27 protein-coding genes and 1 tRNA gene are annotated in these 20,944 nt (G+C 71.7%); 14 read left to right on the top strand and 14 right to left on the bottom strand.

The features are described 5' to 3' along the window. Positions 1-11: 11 nt before the first annotated feature. Together EDC02_RS33800 and EDC02_RS33805 are read left to right on the top strand one after the other, a co-directional pair. A complete protein-coding gene (locus EDC02_RS33800) occupies positions 12-2,198 on the top strand; it encodes a beta-ketoacyl-[acyl-carrier-protein] synthase family protein (protein ID WP_199758009.1) in 2,187 nt (728 codons plus the stop codon). After that, positions 2,195-3,301: a 3-oxoacyl-ACP synthase III family protein gene (locus EDC02_RS33805; RefSeq protein ID WP_123606240.1), complete on the top strand. Its 1,107-nt coding sequence runs from the start codon at positions 2,195-2,197 to the stop codon at positions 3,299-3,301. The genes EDC02_RS33800 and EDC02_RS33805 overlap by 4 nt, the downstream gene beginning before the upstream one ends. Before the next feature lie 4 nt (positions 3,302-3,305). Here the strand turns inward: EDC02_RS33805 and EDC02_RS33810 are convergent, their stop codons facing one another. After that, a complete protein-coding gene (locus EDC02_RS33810) occupies positions 3,306-3,734 on the bottom strand; it encodes a nuclear transport factor 2 family protein (RefSeq protein ID WP_123606241.1) in 429 nt (142 codons plus the stop codon). A gap of 134 nt (positions 3,735-3,868) precedes the next feature. Here EDC02_RS33810 and EDC02_RS33815 point away from each other — a divergent pair, with 134 nt between their 5' ends. Next, positions 3,869-4,744 (top strand): sulfotransferase domain-containing protein, encoded by an 876-nt coding sequence (locus tag EDC02_RS33815; RefSeq protein WP_123606242.1) that lies wholly within the window; start codon positions 3,869-3,871, stop codon positions 4,742-4,744. Positions 4,745-4,888: 144 nt separating this feature from the next. Then, positions 4,889-5,338 carry a hypothetical protein gene (locus EDC02_RS33820; protein ID WP_123606243.1) on the top strand — a complete coding sequence of 150 codons (450 nt, stop codon included), beginning with the start codon at positions 4,889-4,891 and terminating at the stop codon, positions 5,336-5,338. On the opposite strand, the gene EDC02_RS33825 is transcribed toward EDC02_RS33820, so the two are convergent. The 3 genes from EDC02_RS33825 to EDC02_RS33835 all read right to left on the bottom strand — a co-directional run bounded on the left by EDC02_RS33825 (position 5,327) and on the right by EDC02_RS33835 (position 7,786). Next, on the bottom strand, positions 5,327-6,250 hold the full coding sequence (locus EDC02_RS33825) for a cytochrome c biogenesis CcdA family protein (protein ID WP_123606244.1): 924 nt from the start codon (positions 6,248-6,250) through the stop codon (positions 5,327-5,329). The two genes, EDC02_RS33820 and EDC02_RS33825, sit on opposite strands and share 12 nt — an antisense overlap. Before the next feature lie 3 nt (positions 6,251-6,253). Beyond that, on the bottom strand, positions 6,254-6,769 hold the full coding sequence (locus EDC02_RS33830) for a redoxin domain-containing protein (RefSeq protein WP_123606245.1): 516 nt from the start codon (positions 6,767-6,769) through the stop codon (positions 6,254-6,256). Positions 6,770-6,850: 81 nt separating this feature from the next. Further along, entirely contained in the window at positions 6,851-7,786 is a 936-nt protein-coding gene (locus EDC02_RS33835) for a Crp/Fnr family transcriptional regulator (protein ID WP_199758010.1), read from the bottom strand. Positions 7,787-8,048: 262 nt separating this feature from the next. On the opposite strand from EDC02_RS33835, the gene EDC02_RS33840 reads away from it, so the two are divergent. Beyond that, positions 8,049-8,591, top strand: coding sequence for a carboxymuconolactone decarboxylase family protein (locus EDC02_RS33840; RefSeq protein WP_123606247.1), 543 nt, complete (start codon positions 8,049-8,051; stop codon positions 8,589-8,591). On the opposite strand, the gene EDC02_RS41085 is transcribed toward EDC02_RS33840, so the two are convergent. Together EDC02_RS41085 and EDC02_RS33850 are read right to left on the bottom strand one after the other, a co-directional pair. Continuing rightward, a complete protein-coding gene (locus EDC02_RS41085; protein WP_199758011.1) occupies positions 8,543-8,794 on the bottom strand; it encodes a hypothetical protein in 252 nt (83 codons plus the stop codon). The genes EDC02_RS33840 and EDC02_RS41085 overlap by 49 nt on opposite strands. 43 nt (positions 8,795-8,837) lie before the next feature. Continuing rightward, positions 8,838-9,092, bottom strand: coding sequence for an integrase (locus tag EDC02_RS33850; protein ID WP_123606248.1), 255 nt, complete (start codon positions 9,090-9,092; stop codon positions 8,838-8,840). A gap of 309 nt (positions 9,093-9,401) precedes the next feature. Here EDC02_RS33850 and EDC02_RS40575 point away from each other — a divergent pair. Beyond that, positions 9,402-9,499, top strand: a tRNA-Ser gene (locus EDC02_RS40575). Here EDC02_RS40575 and EDC02_RS33855 read toward each other — a convergent pair. Together EDC02_RS33855 and EDC02_RS33860 are read right to left on the bottom strand one after the other, a co-directional pair. Next, positions 9,461-10,111 (bottom strand): hypothetical protein, encoded by a 651-nt coding sequence (locus EDC02_RS33855; protein ID WP_148083748.1) that lies wholly within the window; start codon positions 10,109-10,111, stop codon positions 9,461-9,463. The two genes, EDC02_RS40575 and EDC02_RS33855, sit on opposite strands and share 39 nt — an antisense overlap. A 5-nt stretch (positions 10,112-10,116) precedes the next feature. After that, positions 10,117-10,494 carry a helix-turn-helix transcriptional regulator gene (locus EDC02_RS33860; RefSeq protein WP_123606250.1) on the bottom strand — a complete coding sequence of 126 codons (378 nt, stop codon included), beginning with the start codon at positions 10,492-10,494 and terminating at the stop codon, positions 10,117-10,119. Between the two features lie 100 nt (positions 10,495-10,594). On the opposite strand from EDC02_RS33860, the gene merA reads away from it, so the two are divergent. Both merA and EDC02_RS41090 read left to right on the top strand, forming a co-directional pair. Continuing rightward, positions 10,595-12,016, top strand: a complete 1,422-nt coding sequence (gene merA / locus EDC02_RS33865; RefSeq protein WP_123607359.1) for a mercury(II) reductase — start codon at positions 10,595-10,597, stop codon at positions 12,014-12,016. A gap of 50 nt (positions 12,017-12,066) precedes the next feature. Beyond that, a complete protein-coding gene (locus tag EDC02_RS41090; protein WP_199758012.1) occupies positions 12,067-12,309 on the top strand; it encodes a hypothetical protein in 243 nt (80 codons plus the stop codon). Positions 12,310-12,516: 207 nt separating this feature from the next. Here EDC02_RS41090 and EDC02_RS33875 read toward each other — a convergent pair whose 3' ends face one another. The 3 genes from EDC02_RS33875 to EDC02_RS33885 all read right to left on the bottom strand — a co-directional run bounded on the left by EDC02_RS33875 (position 12,517) and on the right by EDC02_RS33885 (position 14,540). Then, positions 12,517-12,936 (bottom strand): hypothetical protein, encoded by a 420-nt coding sequence (locus EDC02_RS33875; RefSeq protein WP_199758013.1) that lies wholly within the window; start codon positions 12,934-12,936, stop codon positions 12,517-12,519. A 172-nt stretch (positions 12,937-13,108) separates the two neighbouring features. Beyond that, entirely contained in the window at positions 13,109-14,005 is an 897-nt protein-coding gene (locus EDC02_RS33880; protein WP_123606251.1) for a cytochrome c biogenesis CcdA family protein, read from the bottom strand. A 1-nt stretch (position 14,006) separates the two neighbouring features. Further along, complete coding sequence (locus EDC02_RS33885; RefSeq protein WP_123606252.1) at positions 14,007-14,540, bottom strand: redoxin domain-containing protein; 534 nt, start codon at positions 14,538-14,540, stop codon at positions 14,007-14,009. Positions 14,541-14,692: 152 nt separating this feature from the next. On the opposite strand from EDC02_RS33885, the gene EDC02_RS33890 reads away from it, so the two are divergent. Continuing rightward, the gene (locus tag EDC02_RS33890; RefSeq protein ID WP_123606253.1) at positions 14,693-14,872 is read left to right on the top strand and encodes a hypothetical protein; all 180 of its coding nucleotides are present in this window, start codon (positions 14,693-14,695) and stop codon (positions 14,870-14,872) included. A 6-nt stretch (positions 14,873-14,878) separates the two neighbouring features. After that, positions 14,879-15,451: a class I SAM-dependent methyltransferase gene (locus EDC02_RS33895; RefSeq protein ID WP_305036236.1), complete on the top strand. Its 573-nt coding sequence runs from the start codon at positions 14,879-14,881 to the stop codon at positions 15,449-15,451. Between the two features lie 80 nt (positions 15,452-15,531). On the opposite strand, the gene EDC02_RS33900 is transcribed toward EDC02_RS33895, so the two are convergent. Further along, complete coding sequence (locus EDC02_RS33900) at positions 15,532-16,494, bottom strand: SRPBCC family protein (RefSeq protein ID WP_123606255.1); 963 nt, start codon at positions 16,492-16,494, stop codon at positions 15,532-15,534. 87 nt (positions 16,495-16,581) lie between these two features. Between EDC02_RS33900 and EDC02_RS33905 the strand changes: the two genes are divergently transcribed. After that, positions 16,582-17,376 carry a helix-turn-helix domain-containing protein gene (locus tag EDC02_RS33905; RefSeq protein ID WP_123606256.1) on the top strand — a complete coding sequence of 265 codons (795 nt, stop codon included), beginning with the start codon at positions 16,582-16,584 and terminating at the stop codon, positions 17,374-17,376. A 146-nt stretch (positions 17,377-17,522) separates the two neighbouring features. Here the strand turns inward: EDC02_RS33905 and EDC02_RS33910 are convergent, their stop codons facing one another. Further along, a complete protein-coding gene (locus EDC02_RS33910) occupies positions 17,523-17,945 on the bottom strand; it encodes a carboxymuconolactone decarboxylase family protein (RefSeq protein ID WP_199758014.1) in 423 nt (140 codons plus the stop codon). Between the two features lie 198 nt (positions 17,946-18,143). After that, positions 18,144-18,851, bottom strand: a complete 708-nt coding sequence (locus EDC02_RS40580; protein ID WP_158632404.1) for a haloacid dehalogenase type II — start codon at positions 18,849-18,851, stop codon at positions 18,144-18,146. A gap of 410 nt (positions 18,852-19,261) precedes the next feature. Here EDC02_RS40580 and EDC02_RS33920 point away from each other — a divergent pair, with 410 nt between their 5' ends. From EDC02_RS33920 to EDC02_RS33930, 3 genes are read left to right on the top strand one after another with little or no spacing between them, the layout of a single operon-like run. Continuing rightward, entirely contained in the window at positions 19,262-19,546 is a 285-nt protein-coding gene (locus EDC02_RS33920) for a hypothetical protein (protein ID WP_123606258.1), read from the top strand. Further along, the gene (locus tag EDC02_RS33925) at positions 19,546-20,421 is read left to right on the top strand and encodes an MFS transporter (RefSeq protein WP_123606259.1); all 876 of its coding nucleotides are present in this window, start codon (positions 19,546-19,548) and stop codon (positions 20,419-20,421) included. Before EDC02_RS33920 ends, EDC02_RS33925 begins: the two co-directional genes overlap by 1 nt. A gap of 45 nt (positions 20,422-20,466) precedes the next feature. Continuing rightward, the gene (locus EDC02_RS33930; RefSeq protein WP_123607360.1) at positions 20,467-20,940 is read left to right on the top strand and encodes a MauE/DoxX family redox-associated membrane protein; all 474 of its coding nucleotides are present in this window, start codon (positions 20,467-20,469) and stop codon (positions 20,938-20,940) included. Positions 20,941-20,944 lie beyond the last annotated feature (4 nt).

Here is a 20,944-nt window from a genome sequence, read left to right on the forward strand (position 1 = left end):
GGCAGCCGCAGATGCAACGAACAGTGGTCACCAGCATGGGTGCGGTCACCGCCCACGGTGCGGGCGTGCCCCACCTGTGGCATGGGCTGCTGCAGGGCCACGTCGCTATCCGACCGGTGTCGAGCCTCGACCTGACCGGCCACCGCACCGCGCTAGGCGGCGAAGTCGACTGGCCGCGGCGGGCCGGCCGCGACACCGCCCTCGACTACGCGCTCGCCGCCGCGCACGAGGCGATGGCGGACACCGGCATCACTGTCGCACCACACCGATGGGGTGTCGTACTGGGCACCTGCAACGCCGGCTTGCGCAGCGCCGAGCACGCCTGGCAGGCCGAACAGGCCGGGCGTCAACCCGACTGGCGCCACTACCTGGCGATTCAGCCACAGATCCTCGCCGAAGCCCTGGCCGCCGAGTTCGGGCTCCAGGGACCGGTCTTGTCGGTGAACACCGCCTGCGCCTCCGCCGCGCACGCCATCGGCCACGCCCTGGACATGATCAGGTCCGATCAGGCGGACGCGATGCTGGTCGGCGGCACCGACGCGTTCACCAGGACAGTGTTCGCCGGATTCAACAGCCTCGAATCGCTGTCCCCCAAGCCGGCCGCCCCATACTCCAAGCAACGCCAGGGCCTGAGCCTGGGCGAGGGCGCCGGCATGCTGGTGCTCGCCAAGCTGGCCGTCGCTCAGGCTGCCGGCGCTTCCATCCTGGCTGAAGTGCTCGGCTACGGGCTGTCCGCGGACGGCTACCATCCCACCGCCCCCCACCCGCAGGGCGAGGGCGCAGCCCGAGCCATCACCGCCGCGCTGGCCGACGCCGGTGTCGCCGCCGGGGCCGTGGACTACATCAACGGTCACGGCACCGGCACCCTCAAGAACGATGCCGCCGAAAGCAACGCGGTACGCGCCGCCCTCGGCACCCATGCCGAGAAAACGCCGTTGAGCAGCACCAAGTCGATGGTCGGTCACCTGCTCGGCGCGGCCGGAGCGGTAGAGGCAATCGCCACCGTGCTCGCCGTGCAGCATCAGACCGCGCCACCGACGGCCAACTTCGCCGACCCCGATCCCGGTTGCGGGCTTGACCCGGTGCCCGGCGCCGCCCGCCAGATGCCCATCGAGGTAGCGTTGTCCAACAACTTCGCCTTCGCCGGCGCCAATGCCACCGTCGCCTTCGGCGCCTACTTTCCCGAGGCCGACCCGGCCGAACGTGCCGCGCCCGAGGACGTCGTCGTCACCGGCATCGGCGTGCTCGATCGCGGCGACGATCTGCACGTGGACCTCGACCTGGACGGCGTCCTGCCGGCCCGCCAGCGTCGCCGCCTGGACCGGCTCAGTCTCCTCGCCATCGCCGCCGGCAGCCAGGCCCTGGCCGACGCCGGCCTGCGGGTCGACGCCGACAGCGGCGACCGGATCGGCGTGGTCCTCGGCTCCGGCCTCGGGCCGGTCGAGAGCATCGAAAGGTTCGCCATTCCGGTACTGGCCGAGGGGCCGGGCGCCGCGAATCCGGGCCTCTTCCCCAACACGGTGCACAACGCCGCCGCCGGTCAGGTGGCGATGCATCTGGGTACCCGCGGACCGACCTCCACCATCGCCGCGTCCCACGCCGCCGGCACGGCCGCCCTGTGCGTGGCCCACGACCTGCTGCGAGCCGGGCGAGCCGACGCCCTGCTGTGCGTCGGCGTCGACACGCCATCCGAGCTGACCAGACGGGTGTACGCACATCTGCCGCTGCTCAAGCGGCTGCGGCCGGCTGAAGGCGGTGTGGCGCTGGTGCTGGAACGCCGCTCGGTCGCGCTGGCACGCGGGGCCCGCATCCTGGCCACCGTCGCCGGACGCGCGATCACCTCGGACGCCATCGGCATCGGACGGTGGGATCGCGACGGAGCCGGGATCGAGCGGGCCATGCGCTTCGCCCTGGCCCAGGCTGCAATACCGGCTCGCGATCTGTGCGGGGTGTGGACCAACACCATCGGAGTGGCCGCGGTCGACCGTCCCGAGGACCGGGCGATCCGGCGGGTGATCGGCGCTGCCGGCGTGCCGATCCACCGGCCCAGCCGGCGACGGGCTCAACCGATTGGCGTCCGTGCGCTGGAAGCCGTCGCGCTCGCCCTGCAAGCCGACCAGGGCCGCTTCGTGCTGATCAACAGCTCCTCGCTCGGCGGCACACACGTTTCCCTGATTTTGAAGAGGACCGAGAAGTGAGCGCCAGGATCCTGGCCACCGGAAGCTATCTGCCGGGTGAGCCCATTGACAACGAGCAGTTGGAGAAACTGTGCGGCCCGCTGCCAGCCGACGTGCTCGCCGGACTCGGCGTAGCGCGGCGGCACTGGCTCGTGGATCCCGCCACCGGCGAGCACATCATCAGCAACAGCCGGATGGCTGAAGCTGCCGCACGAGTCGCGCTTGCCAAGGCTGGTCTGGCACCGCAGGACGTCGATCTGATCGTGTTGTCGACGGCCAGCCCAGAATATCATCTGCCGACTGCGGCCAGCTACGTCCAGGAGCATCTCGGCCTGCAGCGCTGTGCCACGATCGAGCTGCGGGCCGGCTGCGTCGGTGCGGTGCAGGCCCTCGACATCGCCCGTCGGCAGTTGGCCGACGGGACCTTCCGGACCGCGTTGGTGATCGGAGCCGAGGCGATCTCGCCGCTGCTCGTGCCCATGTATCAGGGGCTGGACCCGTTGGGCGTGCGGATGCGAGACCGGATGAGCCTGTACAACTTCGGTGACGGTGCCGCCGCCGTCGTGTTACGAGCCGACCCGGCCCGCGGCACCGGCCCGGAGCGGGCCCCGGGCCTGGGTGCCTGCGTCTTCGGCACCGCCTGCCTGGGCGGCGGACGCAAGCCGGGGATGCGGGTCGTCGGCGGTGGCACCGACCTGCCGTACTCCCGGCAGTTGGCGCGCAAGCGGCTGATGGACATCCAGCTTGACGCCTCAGGCGTGGCCGGGCTGGGCCCGCAGGTGTTCGTGACCGCGCTGCGGGACATGCTTGACCGTACAGGCTGGCAGTTATCGGACATCGACGCGTTCGTGCTGCCCGAGGGCAACGCCGAATACTTTAGCAGCGAGTTGGCCGCCGCCGGGATGTCTCGGCAGGATCACGAGCTGGTCCAGCGCAGGGTGGTCGAGAACCTCGCCGATGTGGCCGCGACCGGATCACCGGCGGTCCTGCTGGCCCTCGACGCGGGTGTGGCACAGGGACGGATCCGTCCTGGGGATACCGTACTGCTGCTAGCCATCGAGGCCAGCCGCTACGTCTATGCTGGCCTGTCCCTGCGCTGGGGTGAGCCGATGGTGGCCAGGTAGCCGGTCAGCGACCGGCACCGAGCCGCCGCACCGCGGCGATCGAATCCAGCGGCCGCAACATCACCGTCAACGCGCAGATCCGGCCCGCACGGTCGAGCTCGATGATGTCGACGCCGTTCAGCTTCGCTCCGCGAACGCCCACAGCGTCGAACAGCAGGACATGCGTCTCGGCCGCACGGCGATCGGCGCCGCCCGCGCTCGGGCCAACATGCCCGACATAGCGCAGCAACTTGAAGTTGGACATCGCGGACCACAGCACCATGCTGATCGCCCGTACCCCCTGAACCGGCTTGGCCGCTCGGGGGCTGTTGAACCGCACGTCCTCGGCGAACAGCCCGTCGAGCGCATCGAAGTCGGCGTCCTGCATGGCGCGACGGAAGCGCGCCACCGTGGTGTCCAGGTGAGCCCGGGTTTCTCGCGGAGGCAGGTTCATCGGCGTGGTTCCTCTCTCACCGGGTCAGACTCGCGGCTGCCCGGCTCGCTCGCATCACGTCGGTTCGGCCGTATTGACAATCGGCCGTACATGCCCATCGACGCCCGGAATGGCATTGAACTGGAGGAGCCCGCATGATCGTCCGCTACCGGACCTCACTGGAAGACAACAGCCGCTGGCAGAACCTGCGTTTCCGCGACGGCGACATCGTCATCAGCACGCCGGCCAAGACCGGCACCACCTGGGTACAGATGATCTGCGCCCTGCTCATCTTCCAGTCGGCCGATCTGCCGGCACCGCTGGCCGCGCTGTCACCGTGGTTGGACACGCGGCTACGGCCGCCCGGTGCGGTGTGCGATCACCTTGAGGCCCAACGCCATCGACGGTTCATCAAGACGCACACGCCACTCGACGGCATACCGTTCGACCACCGGGTCACCTATGTCGTGGTGGGTCGCGACCCCCGGGATGTGGCCGTGTCGCTGTACCACCACCGCAACAACCTCAAACCCTCCATTTTCGGGGCCCCGAGTGCCCGGCGCCAATCGATCCCGCCCAGCTTCCCGCAAAGCCTGCTGTCCTGGCTGAACAACGACGACGCGCCGCAGCACAACCTGGTCACGCTGAAGGGAATGGTCTGGCATCTGGCGGACGCCTGGTCACGCCGTCACCAGCCCAACGTGGCGCTGGTGCACTACCACGACCTGCGCCGCGACCTTCCCGGGCAGATGAGATGGCTGGCCGGCCTGCTCGGCATCGATGTCGCGGAAACCATGTGGCCGATATTGGTCAACGCGGCCACTTTCGAACGGATGCGGCAGCGCTCCGCCTTACTCGCGCCGGACGCCGACATCCTCGACGACGCCGGGCGGTTCTTCCGCAGCGGACCATCCGGCGGCTGGCGAACGTGGCTTACCGAACAAGACCTGGACCGGTATGACAGGCGCCTCGCCGAACTGGCCGATCCCGAACTCATCGGCTGGCTGCACGCGGAAGTGGCGCCTTCCTGAGAACGGGAAGAGCGCCGCCAGAAGTTGACCAATGACGGCTGTCCGGTGGCCGGGAGTTCGCTCGGCCAGGTCAGTTCCCCCGCCGACAACGGCCAGGCCTGATCGCAGGCGTTTCACCAGGCCGGCTCGGGGTAGGCCGTCGCCATGCGACGTCTTCTCAGCGCAGCGCTCGCCGGCGCTGCCGGCTCCAGCGCCCTCAACATCGTCACCTACCTGGACATGACGCTGCGCGCCAGACCCGCGAGCCAGACACCCGAACAGACCGCCGACCGCCTCACCAGCACCCTGCACGTCGACCTCGGCGACGAGCAGACCGCCGCCAACCGGCACGCCGGAATCGGCCCCCTACTCGGATACGCCGCCGGCATCGGCGCCGCCGCCCTGTACGCCCTCGCCGACCCTGCCCGCCCCCGCTGGGCCACCGCCACCGCCGCGCTCACCGCCACCGCGATGATCGCCGCAGCCACGCCGATGACCCTGCTCAAGGTCACCGACCCGCGCACCTGGAGCACCGCCGACTGGGTGACCGACCTGATACCCCACCTCGCCTACGGCGCGGTCACCGCCACGACCTACCGGGCCCTACGGTCCTGACCCGCGGACCGGGACCTCGGTCCGGTCATCGGCAGCCGCCGGTCGGGTGCCAGAGCGTGTCGGGAACCGACCGTCCGGACGTCGTCCCCACCAGAGCACGCCGGCCACGGCGAGCAGCGCGACCAGCGCAGCCGAGAGGGTGACCGCGCCGGTCTGGGACAGCACCTCGGCCAGCCAGCGCTGCACCACGGCCGCGCCGTCCACGACGACGTCGCCGGACGCCGCGCCGCGCAACACCCGGGTCTCGTACCACCCGTACCAGGCCACATAGCCGCCGGCGACCACCAGCAGGAGGCCACCGGCCCGCGACAGCAGCGGGGCCGCTCGCCGGGCCCGGCGGATCAGGCCGTCCCGAGCCAGCGCGACGGCCACCGCCGCGACCGCCACGGTCAACCCCATGCCCGCCGCATACGCCACGAGCAGCCCGGCACCGGCGGCGACGGAACCGGCCCGGAAACTGGTCACCACGATGGCCAGGAACGGTCCGACGGTGCAGGACAGTGACGCTACCGCGTACGCCGCGCCGAAGGCGGCCATCGACGGCAGTGACCGGCTCACCGCCGGCCCCCGACCGGCCGCCACGCCCAGGCCGGGCAGCGTCCGGCCGGCCAGGAGCCAACCGCCGAGGCCGAGCAGCAGGACGCCCATGACGACGGTCACCCATGGCAGGTGACGCTGTATGGCACCGCCGGCCGGGGCCACCAGCAACCCGAACACACCGAACACGGCGACGAACCCCACGGTCATCGCTGCCGTCGTAACCAGCGCACGAAGCACGGCAGCCCCCCGTCCGGCGCTGCCGTCACCGACGACCAGGAACGACAGGTACGCCGGCAGCAACGCGAATCCGCACGGGTTGACCACCGCGAGCATCCCGGCGGCCACCGCCAACGCGAAGGGCGTCTCATTCACCGGTCAGCCCACCAGCCCGTCGATCCGCCGCTTCAGCTCGTCGGGCTCCAGATAACCCCGAGCGGCCACGACCCCGTCGGAGTCGAGCAGGACGAACGTAGCCTGCGCCGTCACCCCCAACCGCTGCCACACCACCCCCTGGGCGTCAGCGAGCTGCGGAAACCCGTCGATGCCGGTCAGGGCGACGAACTCCCGCATCGCCTTCCGCTCGCCGAGTCCCGCCACACCCACCACCGTGGCACGGTCGACGTACTCGGTCGCCAGGGTCTTCACCGTCGGCGCCTCGGTCGCGCAGGTCGAGCACCACGGAGCCCAGAACCACAGCACAGCCGGTCTGCCCCGCAGCCGATCACCGGAGAACGTGGCTCCATCGACGGTGGCGACAGTGAAGGTCAGATCCACCGCCGCACCCGGGGAAGCCCCAGCGCCGCTGGTGTTCGGTGCCGCACCCTCGCCGCACCCGGCGAGAGCCAACGCGACCACAAGCACCAGCGCCGCACACACTCGCCGAATCACCATCGATACTCCCGCCTGTCGTTCTGGCTGTGGTAGGCCACCCGCCCCCGGTCGAGCTCCGAACGGCGAATCCGGGATGGTCTGTCAGTCGCCGGTTTCAGCGGCGAGCCGGTCCCGGTCGAGCAGGGTGATCCGACCCCGGCCGAGCCGGAGGAGACCGCGCTCGGCGAACTCCCCGAGGATCTTCGTGGTCGTCTCCCGGGAGGTGCCCGCCAGAGCGGCGATCTGCTCGTGGGTGAGCCGGACCTGCTCCGCGCGCGCGGTGAGCGGCCGCCTGGCCGGCGGTGCCGCCAGTTGCAGCAGCAACCCCGCGATGCGCTGCGGCACGCTCTTGAACACGCTTTCGGACAGCCGGCGTTCCATCGCGAGCAGGCGCTGCCCGAGGATATCCGTGATGCGGGCGGCGATGCGCGGGTCGGACAGCAACTGCTCCTGTACGCAGGCGCGGTTCAGCACGCAGACCACCACCTCGTCGAGCGCCTCGGCGTAGTTGTCGTACATGTGCTGCCCGAGCAGGATCATCTCCCCGAAGATCGTCCCCGGGTTGATCAGGGAAGTGGTCAGGGCCCGCCCGTCGGAGGAGATCCGGAACAGGCGAACCCGGCCGGCCTTGAGGATGAACAGGGTTTCCACCGGGTTCGGAGGGGAGTACAGCATCTCCCCCGGACGGTAGGTCCGCGATGGGGCGATCGCGGCGATCGCGTCCATCTCCGCCGGCGACAGATCCCGGAAAATGTCGACCTGACTCAAGCACCACACCTTGTCCTGATACACGGCGGCGCGCTCCATGGCGGCGACCTCCTCACGACGTCCGGGCGCCCAGGGCGGCGGTGCGGCACCCCAGGGCGGCTGGTCAAGCACGTCGAGGCTGTCTCCCAAACAGTACGACATCGGCAGGTCAGCGCCACGTGACGGCGCTGACGCGAGGTCCGACCGTGCGGCACGCGCTGCGCTGGTGGGGATCGGACGATCGGGGCTCGTCATCGACGAGCCGTTCCCAGCCGGGCCGTGTTCACGCAACTCCCAGGTGGCGAACCGGGCCTAGAGTCGCGGGTCGATCGCGCGGGACTGACCGCTGTAGCGCTGCCGGTGGCCATGCCGGTACCTCCGCGTCGACGACTCCCTCGGACGGCACCGACGGTAGGCGCGCATCCGGTTCACGTTCGGTAAGCCAGCACACACAACGCACCGCCGGCAGCAGGTGCGTAAGCCGCCTTACAGACGCTCTTCGGCCGAGCGGGGACCGTAGGCGACGTCAACACGTCAACGAGAGGAGCCGAGGATGCCCCGCGTCCCCGCACACACCCTGGACGACGCGCCCAAAGCCGCCCACGACATGCTCACCGCGCTGCGCGAGCGGTTCGGCAAGGTGCTGAACGTCCACGGCGGGATGGCCCACTCCCCCGTCGTGCTCGCCGCCTACACCGGCGTCCAAGCCGCCATCGCCGAGCACGGCAGCTTCGACGCCCGCACCCGGGAGGCGATCGCTCTCGCGGTCAGCGCCGTCAACGAGTGTGCGTACTGCCAGGCCGCCCACACGGTGGCCGCGCGCGGCGCGGGCCTGAGCCCCGACGAGGCGCTGGCGGCACGGGCCGGCACGCCGATCGAACCCCGCCTCGACGCGCTGCTAGTTGTGGCTCGGCAGGCCACCACCGCGCGGGGCGAGGTCGACGAGCCGACCTGGCAGCAGGCCCTGGACGCCGGATGGAGCGCCGAGGAACTCACCGAGCTGTTCGCCCACGTGATGGCCAACATGTTCACCAACTACTTCAACCACTACGCCGGCACGGAGCTGGACCTACCGGCCGCTCCGCCGACCTCCTGACGAGGCGTGCTCACGGCGGTGCTCCGGGCACGGCACTGGTGCCCGGAGCACCGCCCGAGGAGCACGACCCGCAGCCCGGCCCACCGGAGCAACGCCGAGACGACCTCGACGCCACCGTTGGTCAGCGTCACCGCAGGCACACCGGCCTCGCGCAACGTCCGCAACGCCGGTTCCACGTCCGGATGCGGGTCCAGCTCCCACATCGCGTCCAGCACCTGTACTTGCCGAAAAGGTCATCCGGGCAGGTCAGGCGGCATGTTCGTATTCGTGGAGGATGCCGCCGAGGCGGTCGCGTCGGTGGATGTTCAGGTGGATGAGACGGTCCGGGTCGGTGATCGGTTCGGGCAGTGGCGCGAGTGGCCGGGCGTTGGCGATGCCCTGATGAGGGCGATGCTCGTTGTACAAGACCTCGTACTCGCGGAGCGCGTGTAGCAGGTGCCGCTGGTGGAGGATCAGGGTCTGGTCGAGGACCGCTTCGCCCTGATTATCAGAACACCGCACATGCGCTCATCTGCCGCGATCCGGGCGTCGGCCGACCGCATGCTGGGAACTGAGCGTAGGCGTTGGCGCGAGGACAGGTGGGCCGATGTTCAGCGGCACGCCGTTCCTCGGGGGCACAGGGGGATTCGGGTGGAGGCTGTGGGTGCTCCTTGGGTGCTCGGATGTTTCGGTGTGTGGATGGACTGACTGCCGGGTGCCCGGATTCTGACCCAAAGCAGCTGCCTGTTCGGTCGTGGCGGTCCGCACTTGCCGCGAGGACCAGCACCTACGCCGCTGGACGCAACGTCAACCGCTAGGACCACCGCGACAGGGTTGGTCAGTTGGTCACCGAGTGTATATAGTCCGCATTCGTCTTGATTTGCTGACTTTTAATCAGTAGGTTCGGGGTTCGAGTCCCCGGCGGCCCACAGAAAAAGGCCCTTGAACTGCAAGTATATGCGGACATCTAATTGATGTGTGCCGACGGCTCGTGGGTTCTTCGCAGCGTCTGAACGGCGAACGCCCGCAACGGGCAGGGGGTGGTGGTCGACGATGGTGAGTGCCTGCGCGGCCAAGTCGTCGCCGCCGGCGGTGCCGATGTCCGCTGGTGGTGTGCACGGCGCCGCCGCCGGCCACGGCCAACCGCGACGGCGGTGGCGAGGATGCGGCGGCGGGGCAGGACGGTAACTCATCGGCGGCGGCCTTTCGTCGCGGCCGGCGTACCCGGCTCGACGCCTCGGTTGGGGCTCGGCGTCGTGGTACCGCTCGGCGTCCTGCTGGGGTGCGGGGTTGGTGCGGCACGCCGCGGACGTGGTCCGGCGGCGCAGTAGGACCGCAATCGCCCACACGGTGGCGGCGGTGGTCAGGCCGACGGCGAGGGCGATCCCGCCGATCGCGGCGCCGCTGAGGCCGGCCAGGACACCGGCGACGATGAGCAGGTGCACGGTGCAGCAGGCGGCCATGGCGCCGGCCCCGCCAGCGATGGCGACCGAGGGGCTGGCGGAGCTGCGCTCGGGTGGGCCGTCGGTGGGCGGTGGCACGATGCTCACCCTTCCGGCCGGGGGGCAGGGGCGATCCGCACACACGCGGCCAGGGCGGTCGCGTTGTCGGCGGCCAGAGACCGGGCCAGCACGATCAGGTCGGCCACCCGGGGGTCGGTGACCTGGTGGAACGTGCGCCGCCCGTCGCGGCGGGCCGCCACGTAGCCGCAGTCGGCCAAACAGGCAAGGTGGGTCGACACGCGGCCCTGAGCCAGCCCGACGTGCGTAACGCATTCGCCGACGGTGTGCGGCTCGTGCAGCAGGAACTCCAGCAGCCGCAGCCTGGTCGGGTCGGCCAGGGCGCGGAAGAACTTGGCCACCATCGCCACCCCCTCGTCCTCGATGGGCAGCAGCGCCCCGATCGGCGCCGAACGCTGGCTCACCTCACCACCCCAATTTCTGGAATCATCCGGATAACCAGATGCTAGCGTAGGACCTGTTCATCTGGATAGCAGGATGGTTCCGGCTGTGGAGGAGACCGTGATGCGGTACGACCTGGCGATCATCGGCTCCGGCGGTGGGGCGTTCGCGGCCGCGATCACCGCCCGCCGCCGGGGCGTGTCTGTGGTGATGATCGAGCAAGGCACGGTCGGCGGGACGTGTGTGAACACCGGGTGCGTGCCGTCCAAGGCGCTGCTGGCCGCGGCGGAGGCCCGCCATGTCGCCCTTGACCACCGGTTCCCCGGCGTGGCCACCAGTGCCGGTCCTGTGGACTGGCCGGCCCTGGCCGGAGCCAAGAACGACCTGGTCGAGGCGATGCGGGCGGACAAGTACGGCGACCTGGCCGCCGAGTACGGCTGGCAGATCCTGGCCGGCACCGCCCGGTTCTCCGGCGATCCGGACGCACCGCTGCTGGAGGTCGACCTCGCCGACGGCGGCACCCAGACATTGGAGGCGGCCCATTACCTGGTGGCGACCGGGTCGGCGCCATGGGCCCCGCCGATCGACGGCCTCGCCGACGCCGGGTATCTGACCTCCACCACCGCGATGGACCTCGACCACCTGCCCGCTTCGATGATCGCCATCGGGGGCAACGCGATCGGGCTGGAACAGGCCCAGCTCTTCACCCGCCTCGGGGCCCAGGTCACCGTCATCGAGGCCCTCGATCGGTTGGCTCCGTTCGAGGAGCCGGAGATCTCCCAGGTGATCGAGGAGGTGTTCGCCGATGAGGGCATCGCCGTACACACCGCGGCGACGGTCACCGCCGTCGGCCGGGACACCGCCGGCTACCGGGTCGCGGTGACCCTCGCCGGTGGCGACGTCAAGGAACTGACCGGCGAGCAGCTGCTGGTGGCCACCGGCCGCCACCCGGTCACCGCCGGGCTGAACCTCGACCTCGTGGGCGTCGAGGTCGGCGACCGGGGCAAGATCGTCGTCGACGCCGGCCTGCGCACCACCAACCCGAGGATCTGGGCCGCCGGGGACGTCACCGGCCACCCCCAGTTCGTGTACGTTGCCGCCGCGCACGGCACACTGATCGCCGACAACGCCTTCGACCGCACCGAGCGCGGCGTCGACTACGCCACCCTGCCGCGGGTCACGTTCACTACCCCGGCCATCGCCTCGGCCGGCATGACCGACGCCCAGGCCATCGCGGCCGGGCACCGGTGTGACTGCCGGGTCCTGCCGCTGGAGTATGTGCCCCGGGCGGTGGTCAACCGGGACACCCGCGGCCTGGTCAAACTCGTCGCCGACGCCGACACCGGCCGGCTGCTGGGCGCGCACGTCATCGCCGAGGGCGCCGGTGAGGTGATCGCCACCGCGGTGTACGCGCTGGCCAACCACATGACCGTGGCGAAGATCGCCGACCTGTGGTGCCCGTACCTGACCATGGCCGAGGCGCTCAAACTCGCCGCCCAGACATACACCCGCGACGTGTCCAAGCTGTCCTGCTGCGCTGCCTGAACCCCGCGCCGCCGCGACGCGACCGTGAGACGACGACGGGGCGACGCGCGATGCGCATCAGAGATCTGGTCGAGGATCTGGCCATCACCCGGGTTGCCGGGTACCCGGCAACCCGGGTGATGGAGCCGGTCAGCACCCGCCTGTACCAGTTGGAGTCACCGCAGAATCGGGCCCGCGAGGACGCTGCCCGCCCCGGCGCGCCCTACCGGATCGTGGCGCGATCAGCTCACCGGTGCATCCCGCAGGTGCCCTGTCCGCAGCGGTACTCCACATCGGACAACAGCTTTATATGAGAGACCAAGAAGGAAAGCCATGACCGACGCCAACAGCGCCACCCCGGCCAATCAAACAACGCTCGGTTGATCTCGCGACGATCCGGCGGCGCGGCATCGGCGAAATGCCGCTGAAGACGATCGCGAGCGTCGCGGCGTGCCACAAGGTCGTTCGCGCCGCGCTCGACCAGCCGGTGCGCGGCCCGCCATTGGGGGAACGCCGTCGCATCATCCAACGGTGTGCCTGCACCGATGACCGCACCAGGGGCGCCGATGTCCGCGCCCGCGTCCAGCAGACGCGTCGAGCAACTCGACGTCGTCGCTGCTGGCCGCCCAGTGCAGCGGCGTCTCGGTATGCGGCCCGGTGAACCGGACGTGCACGTCGGCGCCCGCGGCGACGAGCGCGGCGACGGTGGTGGCACCGTTGGGATAGTGACCTGGCCAGTCGGTCACCACGTGCAGCAGGGTGCGGGACATGCCACCGTCCGGACGGCTGTCGTGGTCACCCGGCCGGGCGGTGGCCAGCCCCGGCTGCCCGGCCAGCCGCCGCCGCGGCCGGGCCACGTCACCGGTGCGGATTGCGGTGACGGCGGCAACGGCGAGCGGGTCCTCGGCGTCGAGGACCAGCACCTCCGTACGGCCGGCCACAGCCACACCCCTACCGTCGAGGCGGCCCGGAACCGTCACGCCGTGCCAACCCTTGGCTACTCGTCGAGGTCGCTCCCCGGCGCGAATGCGCGGGTGCGGGACCACCCTGGCCGTGCCAGTACCGCGCGACCGGTGGACGAGGGGGCCCGCTGCCAGGCCGGGTGAGCCTCGCTCAGTCGCGCGGCCTCGCGGTGCCGGTCGGGGCTGGCTCCTGGCGGGGGCGGCGATGGCGGCGTCGTTGACGCATCCAGCCCACGGCGGCGCCGGCCAGGAGGGCGGCCAGGACCACGGCGAGGATTCCTGCGCCGGCGCGGTCGAGCAGGGTGGCCAGCCGGCGCTGGGCGACGGCGGCTGTGTCGATGATCGGGTCGCTGGTCGTTGTGCCGTGCAGGATGCGAATTTCGAACCAGCCGTACCAGGCCACGTAGACGCCGGCGGCCAGGAGCAGCGCGCCGCCGAGGCGGGACAACAGTGGTGCGGCGCGGCGGACCCGGCGTAGCACGCCGTCGCGGGCGAGCGCGACGGTGAGGGCGGCGACGGCGACGGTCAGTCCCATCCCGGCCGCGTACGCGAGGAACAGCCCGGCCCCGGCGACGATCGAGCCGGCGCGGAAGCTGGTGACCACGATGGCCAGGAACGGGCCGATCGTGCACGACAGCGACGCCGCCGCGTAGGCGGCGCCGAACAGCACCATCGACGGCACCGACCGGCGCACCGTCGGCGCGCGCGAGCCGGTCAGCCGCAGGCCCGGCAGCTGGCGGCCGGCCAGCAGCCAACCACCGAACCCGAGCAGCAGCACACCCAGGATGATGGTGACCCAGGGCAGGTGCCGCTGCACCGTACCGGCGACCGGTGCCAGGACCAGCCCGAACAGGCCGAACACGGCGACGAACCCGGCGGTCATCGCCGCGGTGGCTGCCAAGGCCCGGGCCACGGCGGCCCCGCGGCCGGTCGTGCCGTCGCCGGCCACCAGCAGCGACAGGTAGGCCGGCAGCAGCGCGAACCCGCACGGGTTGACCGCGGCGAGCATGCCGGCGGCTACCGCCAGGCCCAGCGGTGCCTCACCCATCTCAGCCGGCCAGCAGCGGGTCGAGCACGTCGGGCAGCTTGTCGACGTCGGTGTGGCCGCGCGCCACGACCGTGCCGGTGCGGTCGAGCACCACGAAGGTGCTCTGTTCGGCCATCTTGAACCGTTTCCACACGACGCCCTGCTCGTCTGCCAGTTGCGGGAACCCGGACAGCTTGGCCATCTTCACGAAGTCGTGCATCGCCGACTCCTGGTCCAGCCCGGCCACCCCGACGACGGTGACCTTGCCTTGGTATTTGGCCGCCAGGTCGGTGACCGGCCGGGCCTGCTGCAGGCAGGTGGGACACCAGGGGGCCCAGAACCACAGCAGCGCGGGCTTGCCGGCCAGGCTGTGACCGTCGAAGCTGCCACCGTCGAGGGTGGCCGCGGTGAAGTCGTAGCTGCCGGTCGGTGTGTCGGCGGCCCCAGCGGCCGAACTCCCCGACGTCGCCGCCTGCTGGTCCGAGCCGGTCGCGCAGCCGGTCACGACCAGCGTGCCGACGACCATCAAGGCGAGTAGTGCCCGCCGTACCTTCATTGGTGCTCCATTCGTCCGCCGACCGGTCAGCGTGCCGCAGCCTGGCACCCATCTTCCGTGATCCAGCTCACTGACACACCCGGCGTTACCGACTACCGGAGGGGCTGGCGTTCTCGCGTGGGGTCGGTGTGGGCGCCGCTACGGTGGCTAGGGTGCGAGATGACCGGTGGCCGCGTTATCTGACCGACTTCCACGCCCGGAATCCGGGAATCACCGAGCAGGTACTCGAGCGCGCCCGTAGCGGGCCGGGGGACCCGTACGACTGGGTCGCCTCGGTGGCGCCGCCCGGTGCTCGGGTGCTGGATGTCGCGTGCGGCAGCGCGCCGCTGTGAGCGCGGCTGCCGGGCCGGACCTACCTCGTCGGGGTGGACGCGTCCGCCGGCGAGCTGTCGGCGGCCCGCGGCCGGGGTGCGGGGCCGCTGGTGCGCGCCTCGGCGGCGGCGCTGCCGGTGGCGGGCGCCAGCGTGGAGGTGGTGGTGTGTTCGATGGCGTTGCAGGTGCTGGCGCCGCTGCCGGCCGTGCTCGCCGAGATCACACGGGTGCTGGTGCCCGGGGGCCGGCTGGTGGCCACGTGGCCCGACCGGGGGCCGCTGCGACCCGGTGATGTGCTCGTCCTCGCCGGGCTGCTGGCGGTGTTGGGTCGCGGCCTGCGGTATCCGAACGACGCCGCGTTGCGGCGGCTGCCGGACCTGCTCACCGGCGCCGGGCTGAGGCTGGTCGACGACGAGCGACGCCGCTTCGGGTACCCGCTGCTCGACGCGGCGGCGGCCGACCGGTTCCTGGCCTCGCTGTACCTGCCGGACCTGCCCGGCTACCGGTACCGAACGGCACGAACGGCGCTGCGGGGGTTGGCCCGTGCCCGCCTCACCGTGCCGGTACCGGTCCGGCGGATCGTCGCCGTGCGACGGTGACGGCACACCACGACGTCGAGTGGGCTGCCGGAGAACCGGGATGGGCTTGGTGCCTGGCGACGGTGCGGTCGCCCCGGGGGCTATCCGGCCTGCTGCTCGGCCGTGCGCTGGTAGCTGTCAAGGATCGCCTCCATATCCGCGCCGCCGCGTTCGGCGTGGAGGCGGGCCAGCGCCGCCAGCCCCGGGACCCGCCGCAGCCGGGCGTCGAACCGGATGGTGACCTGTGTGCCGCCGTCGACCGGCGCCACGCTCCACGCGCCGGTGAATGTCCGGAACATCGCCCGGTACGCGGCGGGGTAGGTCGACACGTCGACGTCCATCACGTACCGGTCATGGGGTTGCCAGAGGGTGCACGTCTCCTGCCAGTCGCGTGCGGAGCTGTCGACGCAGCGGCGTCGCGCCCCCTGGCCGGCGCCGGAGATCACCGTCGTGACGGCCAGGGTGTCGGTGTGCCGGTGGTAGCCGTCGAGGTCCGAGATGATCTCCCACACGTCGGGCAGTGGAGCCCGGATGATGCGGCTGCGTTGCAGGGTCAGCCGGTTGAGCTGCCGCTGCTTGCGCGGCGACACGGTGCCGTGCTCGACCAGGTGCCGCAGGTCCGCCAGCAGGTGCTGCCCGGTCCGCCCGACGCGGGCCAGCAGCCACCACCGGGCCAGCTTCCCGAGCGCGCCGCGCACCTGGAGCTGGGCCTGGAACTCCGCCCGGCAGCGGTGCGGGCCCAGCGCCGTGATCTGCCACCGGTTGCGGGCCAGCGTGACGAACCCGGGCAGCCCGCTCGCCTGGTAGGTGAGCGACCGGGCGGCCTCGTCGTACTCCACGATGGTCTCGGTGGCCTCGGGCACCAGCGCGATCCCGGTGTGGCAGACCCGACCCGGCACCGGCGCCCCCACGGCCGGCAGGGTGCCTGCGGGCGCCGCCGGCAGCGCGGCCGAGGCCGGGATCGCGGTGGCCCACTCGCCGATCCGGTCGAACCGGCCGGCCACCACCTCCCAGACCTGGTCGGCGGGCGCGTCGATGATTATGTGGTCGGTCAGCGAGAACATGTCATCGAGGATGGGCGGCGGGCCGGCGCCGCGTCGATTCCCGAACAGGGAATCGGCAGACCGCCGGCCGGCCGGGATACTGGCGTCATGGACAACGCCACCGAGGCGGCGGTCAGCCCGTTCGGGGCTCGGCTGCGCCGCTGGCGCACCCACCGCGGCCTGAGCCAGCTCGCCCTCGCGACGTCGGTCGGCTCCACCGCCCGCCACGTGTCGTTTCTGGAGACCGGACGCTCCCGCCCCAGCCGGCAGATGGTCCTGCGGCTCGGCGAGGCGCTGGGCGTGCCCCTGCGCGAACGCAACCAGCTCCTGCACGCCGCCGGCCTGCCGGTCGCCTACCCGCAGGCCGACCTGGGTGACCGCGACCTGGCCCCCTATCTGGCCGCCGTCGACCGGCTGCTACAGGCCCACCTGCCCTACCCGGCCATGGTCATCGACCCGTACGGCACGGTGCTGCTGGCCAACCGAGCCTGCCACGCCCTGTTCGGCGCCGACATCGTCGGTGCCGACCTGACCCGCCGGTTCCTCGCCGACCCGGCCGCCCGGCACACCATCGCCAACTGGCCCGAGGTTGCCTGGGCCGGCCTCGACCGGCTCCGCCACCAGCTTGACCGCACCCCGTTCGACCAGCGGCTCAGGCGACTGGTCGAGCGGGCCGAGACCACGCTGTCCGGCGTGCCCCGCCCGCACCGGCCATCCACCGACCCGGTGGTGTGTCCGTGGTTCCGCGTCGGCGACCAGGTCGTGAAGACCATCGGCATCGCCGCCCGGTTCGAGTCCGCCGCCGAGATCACCCTCGACGAGCTCCGTATCGAGCTGATCTACCCGCTCGACGCCGACGCCGACCGCGTCCTCAGGAATCTCGTGAACGCGGCCGACCGCTAGGCCGCGGACCCCGGCAGCAGCTTCGGAAGTCAGCTCGGATCGGGTGCGGGTGGGAAGTCCAGGTCGGTGCCGACGTAGTGGTTGAAGTAGTTGGTGAACATGTTGGCGATCAGGTACGCGAACAGCGCCGCGAGCTCCGGCACGGTTCAGCCTGCCGCGAGGGCCTGCCGCCAGGTCGCCTCGTCGACCTGGCCGACGTGCGTGACCGCGGCGCGGACGACGGCCAGCAGCGCGTCGAGTTTCGGCTCGATCGGCCGGCCGAGGCGGGCCGCGACGGTTTCGTCGAGGTTCATGCCGGCGCGCTGCGCGGCGGCGGTGTGCGCGGCCTGGCAGTAGCCGCAGTCGGCGGCGGCGACGGCCAGCGCGGTCGCTTCGCTGGTGCGCGGGTCGAAACTGCCGTGTTCGGCGATGGCGGCCTGGATGCCGCTGTAGGCGGCGAGGACCACCGGGGCGTGCGCCATCTCGCCGTGGATGTTGAGGACCTTGCCGTAGCGGTCCTTCAGTGCCACGAGCAGGTCGCGGCTGGCGTCAGGTGCGCTGTGCAGGTCGTGTACCGGAACGCGGGGCATCGTTCGGGGCTCCTCATGACTTCAGCCGGGGTCTGGTCGTCGTTGACCGTCTCCCCGCCCGCCAGGCGCGGTCTGTGAGCCCGCACACAGTAGGGGGCCAGCCCGCGACGGGGCCTACCGACCGATTGGCCGATCAACCCGCGCCCCGGCTACCGGATGCGGAGGATCACTGCGGTGCTGCCGGCTGCGGGAACCGGTTCACCGGCGAGTGGCCAGCAGCGCGTCGACGAGGGTGGCCCGGTCGGGGGCGGAGAACCCGGCTGCCTGGAAGATCGCCGGCCAGTGCTGGCCGGCGCGGTTGACCCAGGCGGCGCGCAGGCCGGCGGCGGTGGCGCCGGCGCAGTCCCCAGGGTGCGCGGCCACCAGTGCCAGCGATCCGGGGTCGACGGCGAGTTCGGTGGCCGCGAACCGGTACGGTTCGGCGGCCGGTTTCCAGCGGCGTACCGCGTCGACGGACAGATTGGCGGACAGATACCGGCCGAGGTTGGCGCGGTGCAGCAGCGCCTGGACGACCTCGACGCTGCCGTTGGTCAGCGTGGCCGTGGCGATGCCGGCGTCGCGCAACGCGCGCAGTGCCGGTTCGACGTCGGGATGCGGGTCGAGATCCCGCATCGTCGCGACGATCATGGCGACCGCGTCATCCTCGACGGAGGCGCCGAGCCTGCGGAGGGTTTCCGCGGCGACCTCGGCGAAGGGCCGGTAGCTGCCGAGCGCGGTCAGGGCGAACCCGTCGCGCAGCAGCCGGGCGAACCATACCGGAACCAGGCTGGGGTCGAGGCCCGCGTCGGTGAACGCCGGTCGCAGCCGGTCCAGCGTGAACAGAGTTTCGTTGACGTCGAACACGACAGCGTCAACCGGGGCGATGTTCATCGGTTCATGCTCGTGCAGGCCGGCCGTACCCGCCACCGGGTCATCCCTGCCCGCCAGGTCGAGGGCGGCCGTGCCGGAGAGCAGGCCGCGGGGAGCGTATGCATGCCTGTCCGGACAACCCGCCCGGCCGCCATCTACCGCGCGACGACCGACTCCGACCGGCGCTGCTCGACGCAGGCCAGGACACGGAAGCCACTGCGGGGCGCGGTCGGGCAGCGGGGTTGGCGCCGGCGGGGCATGGTTGGCTGGGCCGCGCCATGGCCACCTCACCGCCGCCCGCCGCCTCGACCGTCCAGCCTCCAGGGCGGGGGTTGGGCGCGGTGCTGGGCGCCCAGTCGCTAATACGGACCGGTCGGCCGCCAGCGGGCTGGTGGTGGGCGCGTACTTCGCGGCGCTGCGGGCGGACGGGGTGGCGGTGACGTCGCTGCTGCTGGGCATTGGGCGGGTTGGGATTTGCCACCGAGTTGCTGGTGGTGCCGCTGGCCGGGGCGGGCAGCGACCGGTACGGCCGCCGGGTGTTCCTGGTCGTCGCGCCGGTGCTGGCCGCGGCCGGGATCGCCGTGTTGCCGGGCGCGTCGCTGCTGGCCGCCGTCCCGTCGCTGGGGCTACTGGCGGCGGTGGTCGGCGTGTCCCGGCTGGTGGAGGGAGCCGGCAGTGCGATGGCCGCACCGGCGACGCTGGCCTGCTGGCCGACGGCACCGAGGGCGACCGGCTGCGACGGGGCCGGCTGATGAGCTTCTACGAGCTGTCCTCCACGGGTGGCATCGCGGTGGGCGCAGCGGCCGGTCCGCTGCTGTGGGCCGCCGCCGGCCTGTGGTCGTTCCCGGCGATCGCGGCCGGGTACCTGGCCGCCGCCGCACTGGCGGCGATGTTCGTCGGATCCGGATTCGTCGGATCCGGCCGCGGGCCGGGAGCGAGGCCCGCCCGTCGCGGTGGGCGGCCGGCGGTGGCGGCCCGACGGGGCTGGCGGCTGATCTTCGCCGACCGGCGGCTGGCGGCGTTCCTGCCGGCCTGGGTCGCCGTGAACGCCATTCTCGGCACGTGGGTGACCGCGCAGATCACGTTCGTGTTGGCGGGGCCGCGTCGGGTAGCGGGGCAGCGGTTCGTCGGCGCCTTCGCCGGCCACGAAACCGGGCTGTCCGCGCTGCTGGGCGGGTACGTGCTGGTCTTCGCCGCGTGCACGGTGGCGTGGGCGTTCCTGGTCGGCCGGGCACCGACCCGCCTGGTGCTGGCCGCCGCGGTGGCCGGGGCGGGGCTGGCGTCAGCCGCGTTGATCGGGCTCAACCACGGCGGCCCGTTCGGGCTGCTGGGGCCGCTGGCGCTGGTCGGGATGTTCCTGGAGGCAGGGTTCGCCCCGGCCGCGTTGACCTACCTCGCGGACACGTCGGCTGATTTCGCCGCCGACCGGGGCCTGGTGATGGGCGTCTACTCGGTGGTGCTCGGCTTGGGCTACCTGGCCGGCAACCTGCTGGGTGGGGTGTTCGCCCAGTCGACGGCGTTCGACGGCCTCGCCATCCAGACGATCATTCTCGCGGCGGTCGGGCTGGTCTCGGTCGCCACCCTGCCGCCCGGGCGGAGCCGGCCGGGTTCGGTGCCGGTTCCGTAACCGCGCTCACGGTCGGCGGCGGCGAACCCGGCTAACGTCGTGTTCATGTGGTTACGGTTCGTCCTCGGCGGTGTGTACACGGCGATGGCCGCCGGTCAGGCGGTCTCCTGGGAGCGGATGCCGGCGATCCTCGCCGCCTACCGGGCGGTCCCCGCGCCGGTGCTGCCGTGGCTGGCCGGGGCGTTGATCGCCGCCGAGGCGGTGTGCGGGGTGTGGCTGCTGAGCCGGCCGCGCTCTGTGACCCTCGCCCCGGTGTGGATCTACACGGCGGTGACCGTGGTGTGGGCGGTGCTCGGTGTGCAGGCCCAGCTGCGCGGGCTGCCGGTGGCCAACTGTGGCTGTTTCGGGGTGTACCTGGCGCAGCGGCTGAGCTGGTTCGTGCTGGCCCAGGACGGGCTGCTGCTCGGCTACGCCGTGCTGATGGTGCGCGCCGCTCACCGCGCGAACCGGTCACCCGGTGCCGGAGCACCGATCCGTCCCCGCCGGATGAAACAGGACGAATCAACCAGAAACGTGTAGGAGG

The organism is Micromonospora sp. Llam0, from assembly GCF_003751085.1.
Lineage (GTDB): Bacteria > Actinomycetota > Actinomycetes > Mycobacteriales > Micromonosporaceae > Micromonospora_E.

Excerpts from the sequence above, each read along its gene's own strand:
- EDC02_RS33800 (WP_199758009.1), top strand. The coding sequence starts at position 12 with ATGCAACGAACAGTGGTCACCAGCATGGGTGCGGTCACCGCCCACGGT.
- EDC02_RS33810 (WP_123606241.1), bottom strand. The coding sequence starts at position 3,734 with ATGAACCTGCCTCCGCGAGAAACCCGGGCTCACCTGGACACCACGGTG.
- EDC02_RS33815 (WP_123606242.1), top strand. The coding sequence starts at position 3,869 with ATGATCGTCCGCTACCGGACCTCACTGGAAGACAACAGCCGCTGGCAG.
- EDC02_RS33820 (WP_123606243.1), top strand. The coding sequence starts at position 4,889 with ATGCGACGTCTTCTCAGCGCAGCGCTCGCCGGCGCTGCCGGCTCCAGC.
- EDC02_RS33830 (WP_123606245.1), bottom strand. The coding sequence starts at position 6,769 with ATGGTGATTCGGCGAGTGTGTGCGGCGCTGGTGCTTGTGGTCGCGTTG.
- EDC02_RS33840 (WP_123606247.1), top strand. The coding sequence starts at position 8,049 with ATGCCCCGCGTCCCCGCACACACCCTGGACGACGCGCCCAAAGCCGCC.
- EDC02_RS41085 (WP_199758011.1), bottom strand. The coding sequence starts at position 8,794 with ATGTGGGAGCTGGACCCGCATCCGGACGTGGAACCGGCGTTGCGGACG.
- merA (WP_123607359.1), top strand. The coding sequence starts at position 10,595 with ATGCGGTACGACCTGGCGATCATCGGCTCCGGCGGTGGGGCGTTCGCG.
- EDC02_RS41090 (WP_199758012.1), top strand. The coding sequence starts at position 12,067 with ATGCGCATCAGAGATCTGGTCGAGGATCTGGCCATCACCCGGGTTGCC.
- EDC02_RS33880 (WP_123606251.1), bottom strand. The coding sequence starts at position 14,005 with ATGGGTGAGGCACCGCTGGGCCTGGCGGTAGCCGCCGGCATGCTCGCC.
- EDC02_RS33885 (WP_123606252.1), bottom strand. The coding sequence starts at position 14,540 with ATGAAGGTACGGCGGGCACTACTCGCCTTGATGGTCGTCGGCACGCTG.
- EDC02_RS33900 (WP_123606255.1), bottom strand. The coding sequence starts at position 16,494 with ATGTTCTCGCTGACCGACCACATAATCATCGACGCGCCCGCCGACCAG.
- EDC02_RS33905 (WP_123606256.1), top strand. The coding sequence starts at position 16,582 with ATGGACAACGCCACCGAGGCGGCGGTCAGCCCGTTCGGGGCTCGGCTG.
- EDC02_RS33910 (WP_199758014.1), bottom strand. The coding sequence starts at position 17,945 with ATGCCCCGCGTTCCGGTACACGACCTGCACAGCGCACCTGACGCCAGC.
- EDC02_RS33925 (WP_123606259.1), top strand. The coding sequence starts at position 19,546 with ATGAGCTTCTACGAGCTGTCCTCCACGGGTGGCATCGCGGTGGGCGCA.
- EDC02_RS33930 (WP_123607360.1), top strand. The coding sequence starts at position 20,467 with ATGTGGTTACGGTTCGTCCTCGGCGGTGTGTACACGGCGATGGCCGCC.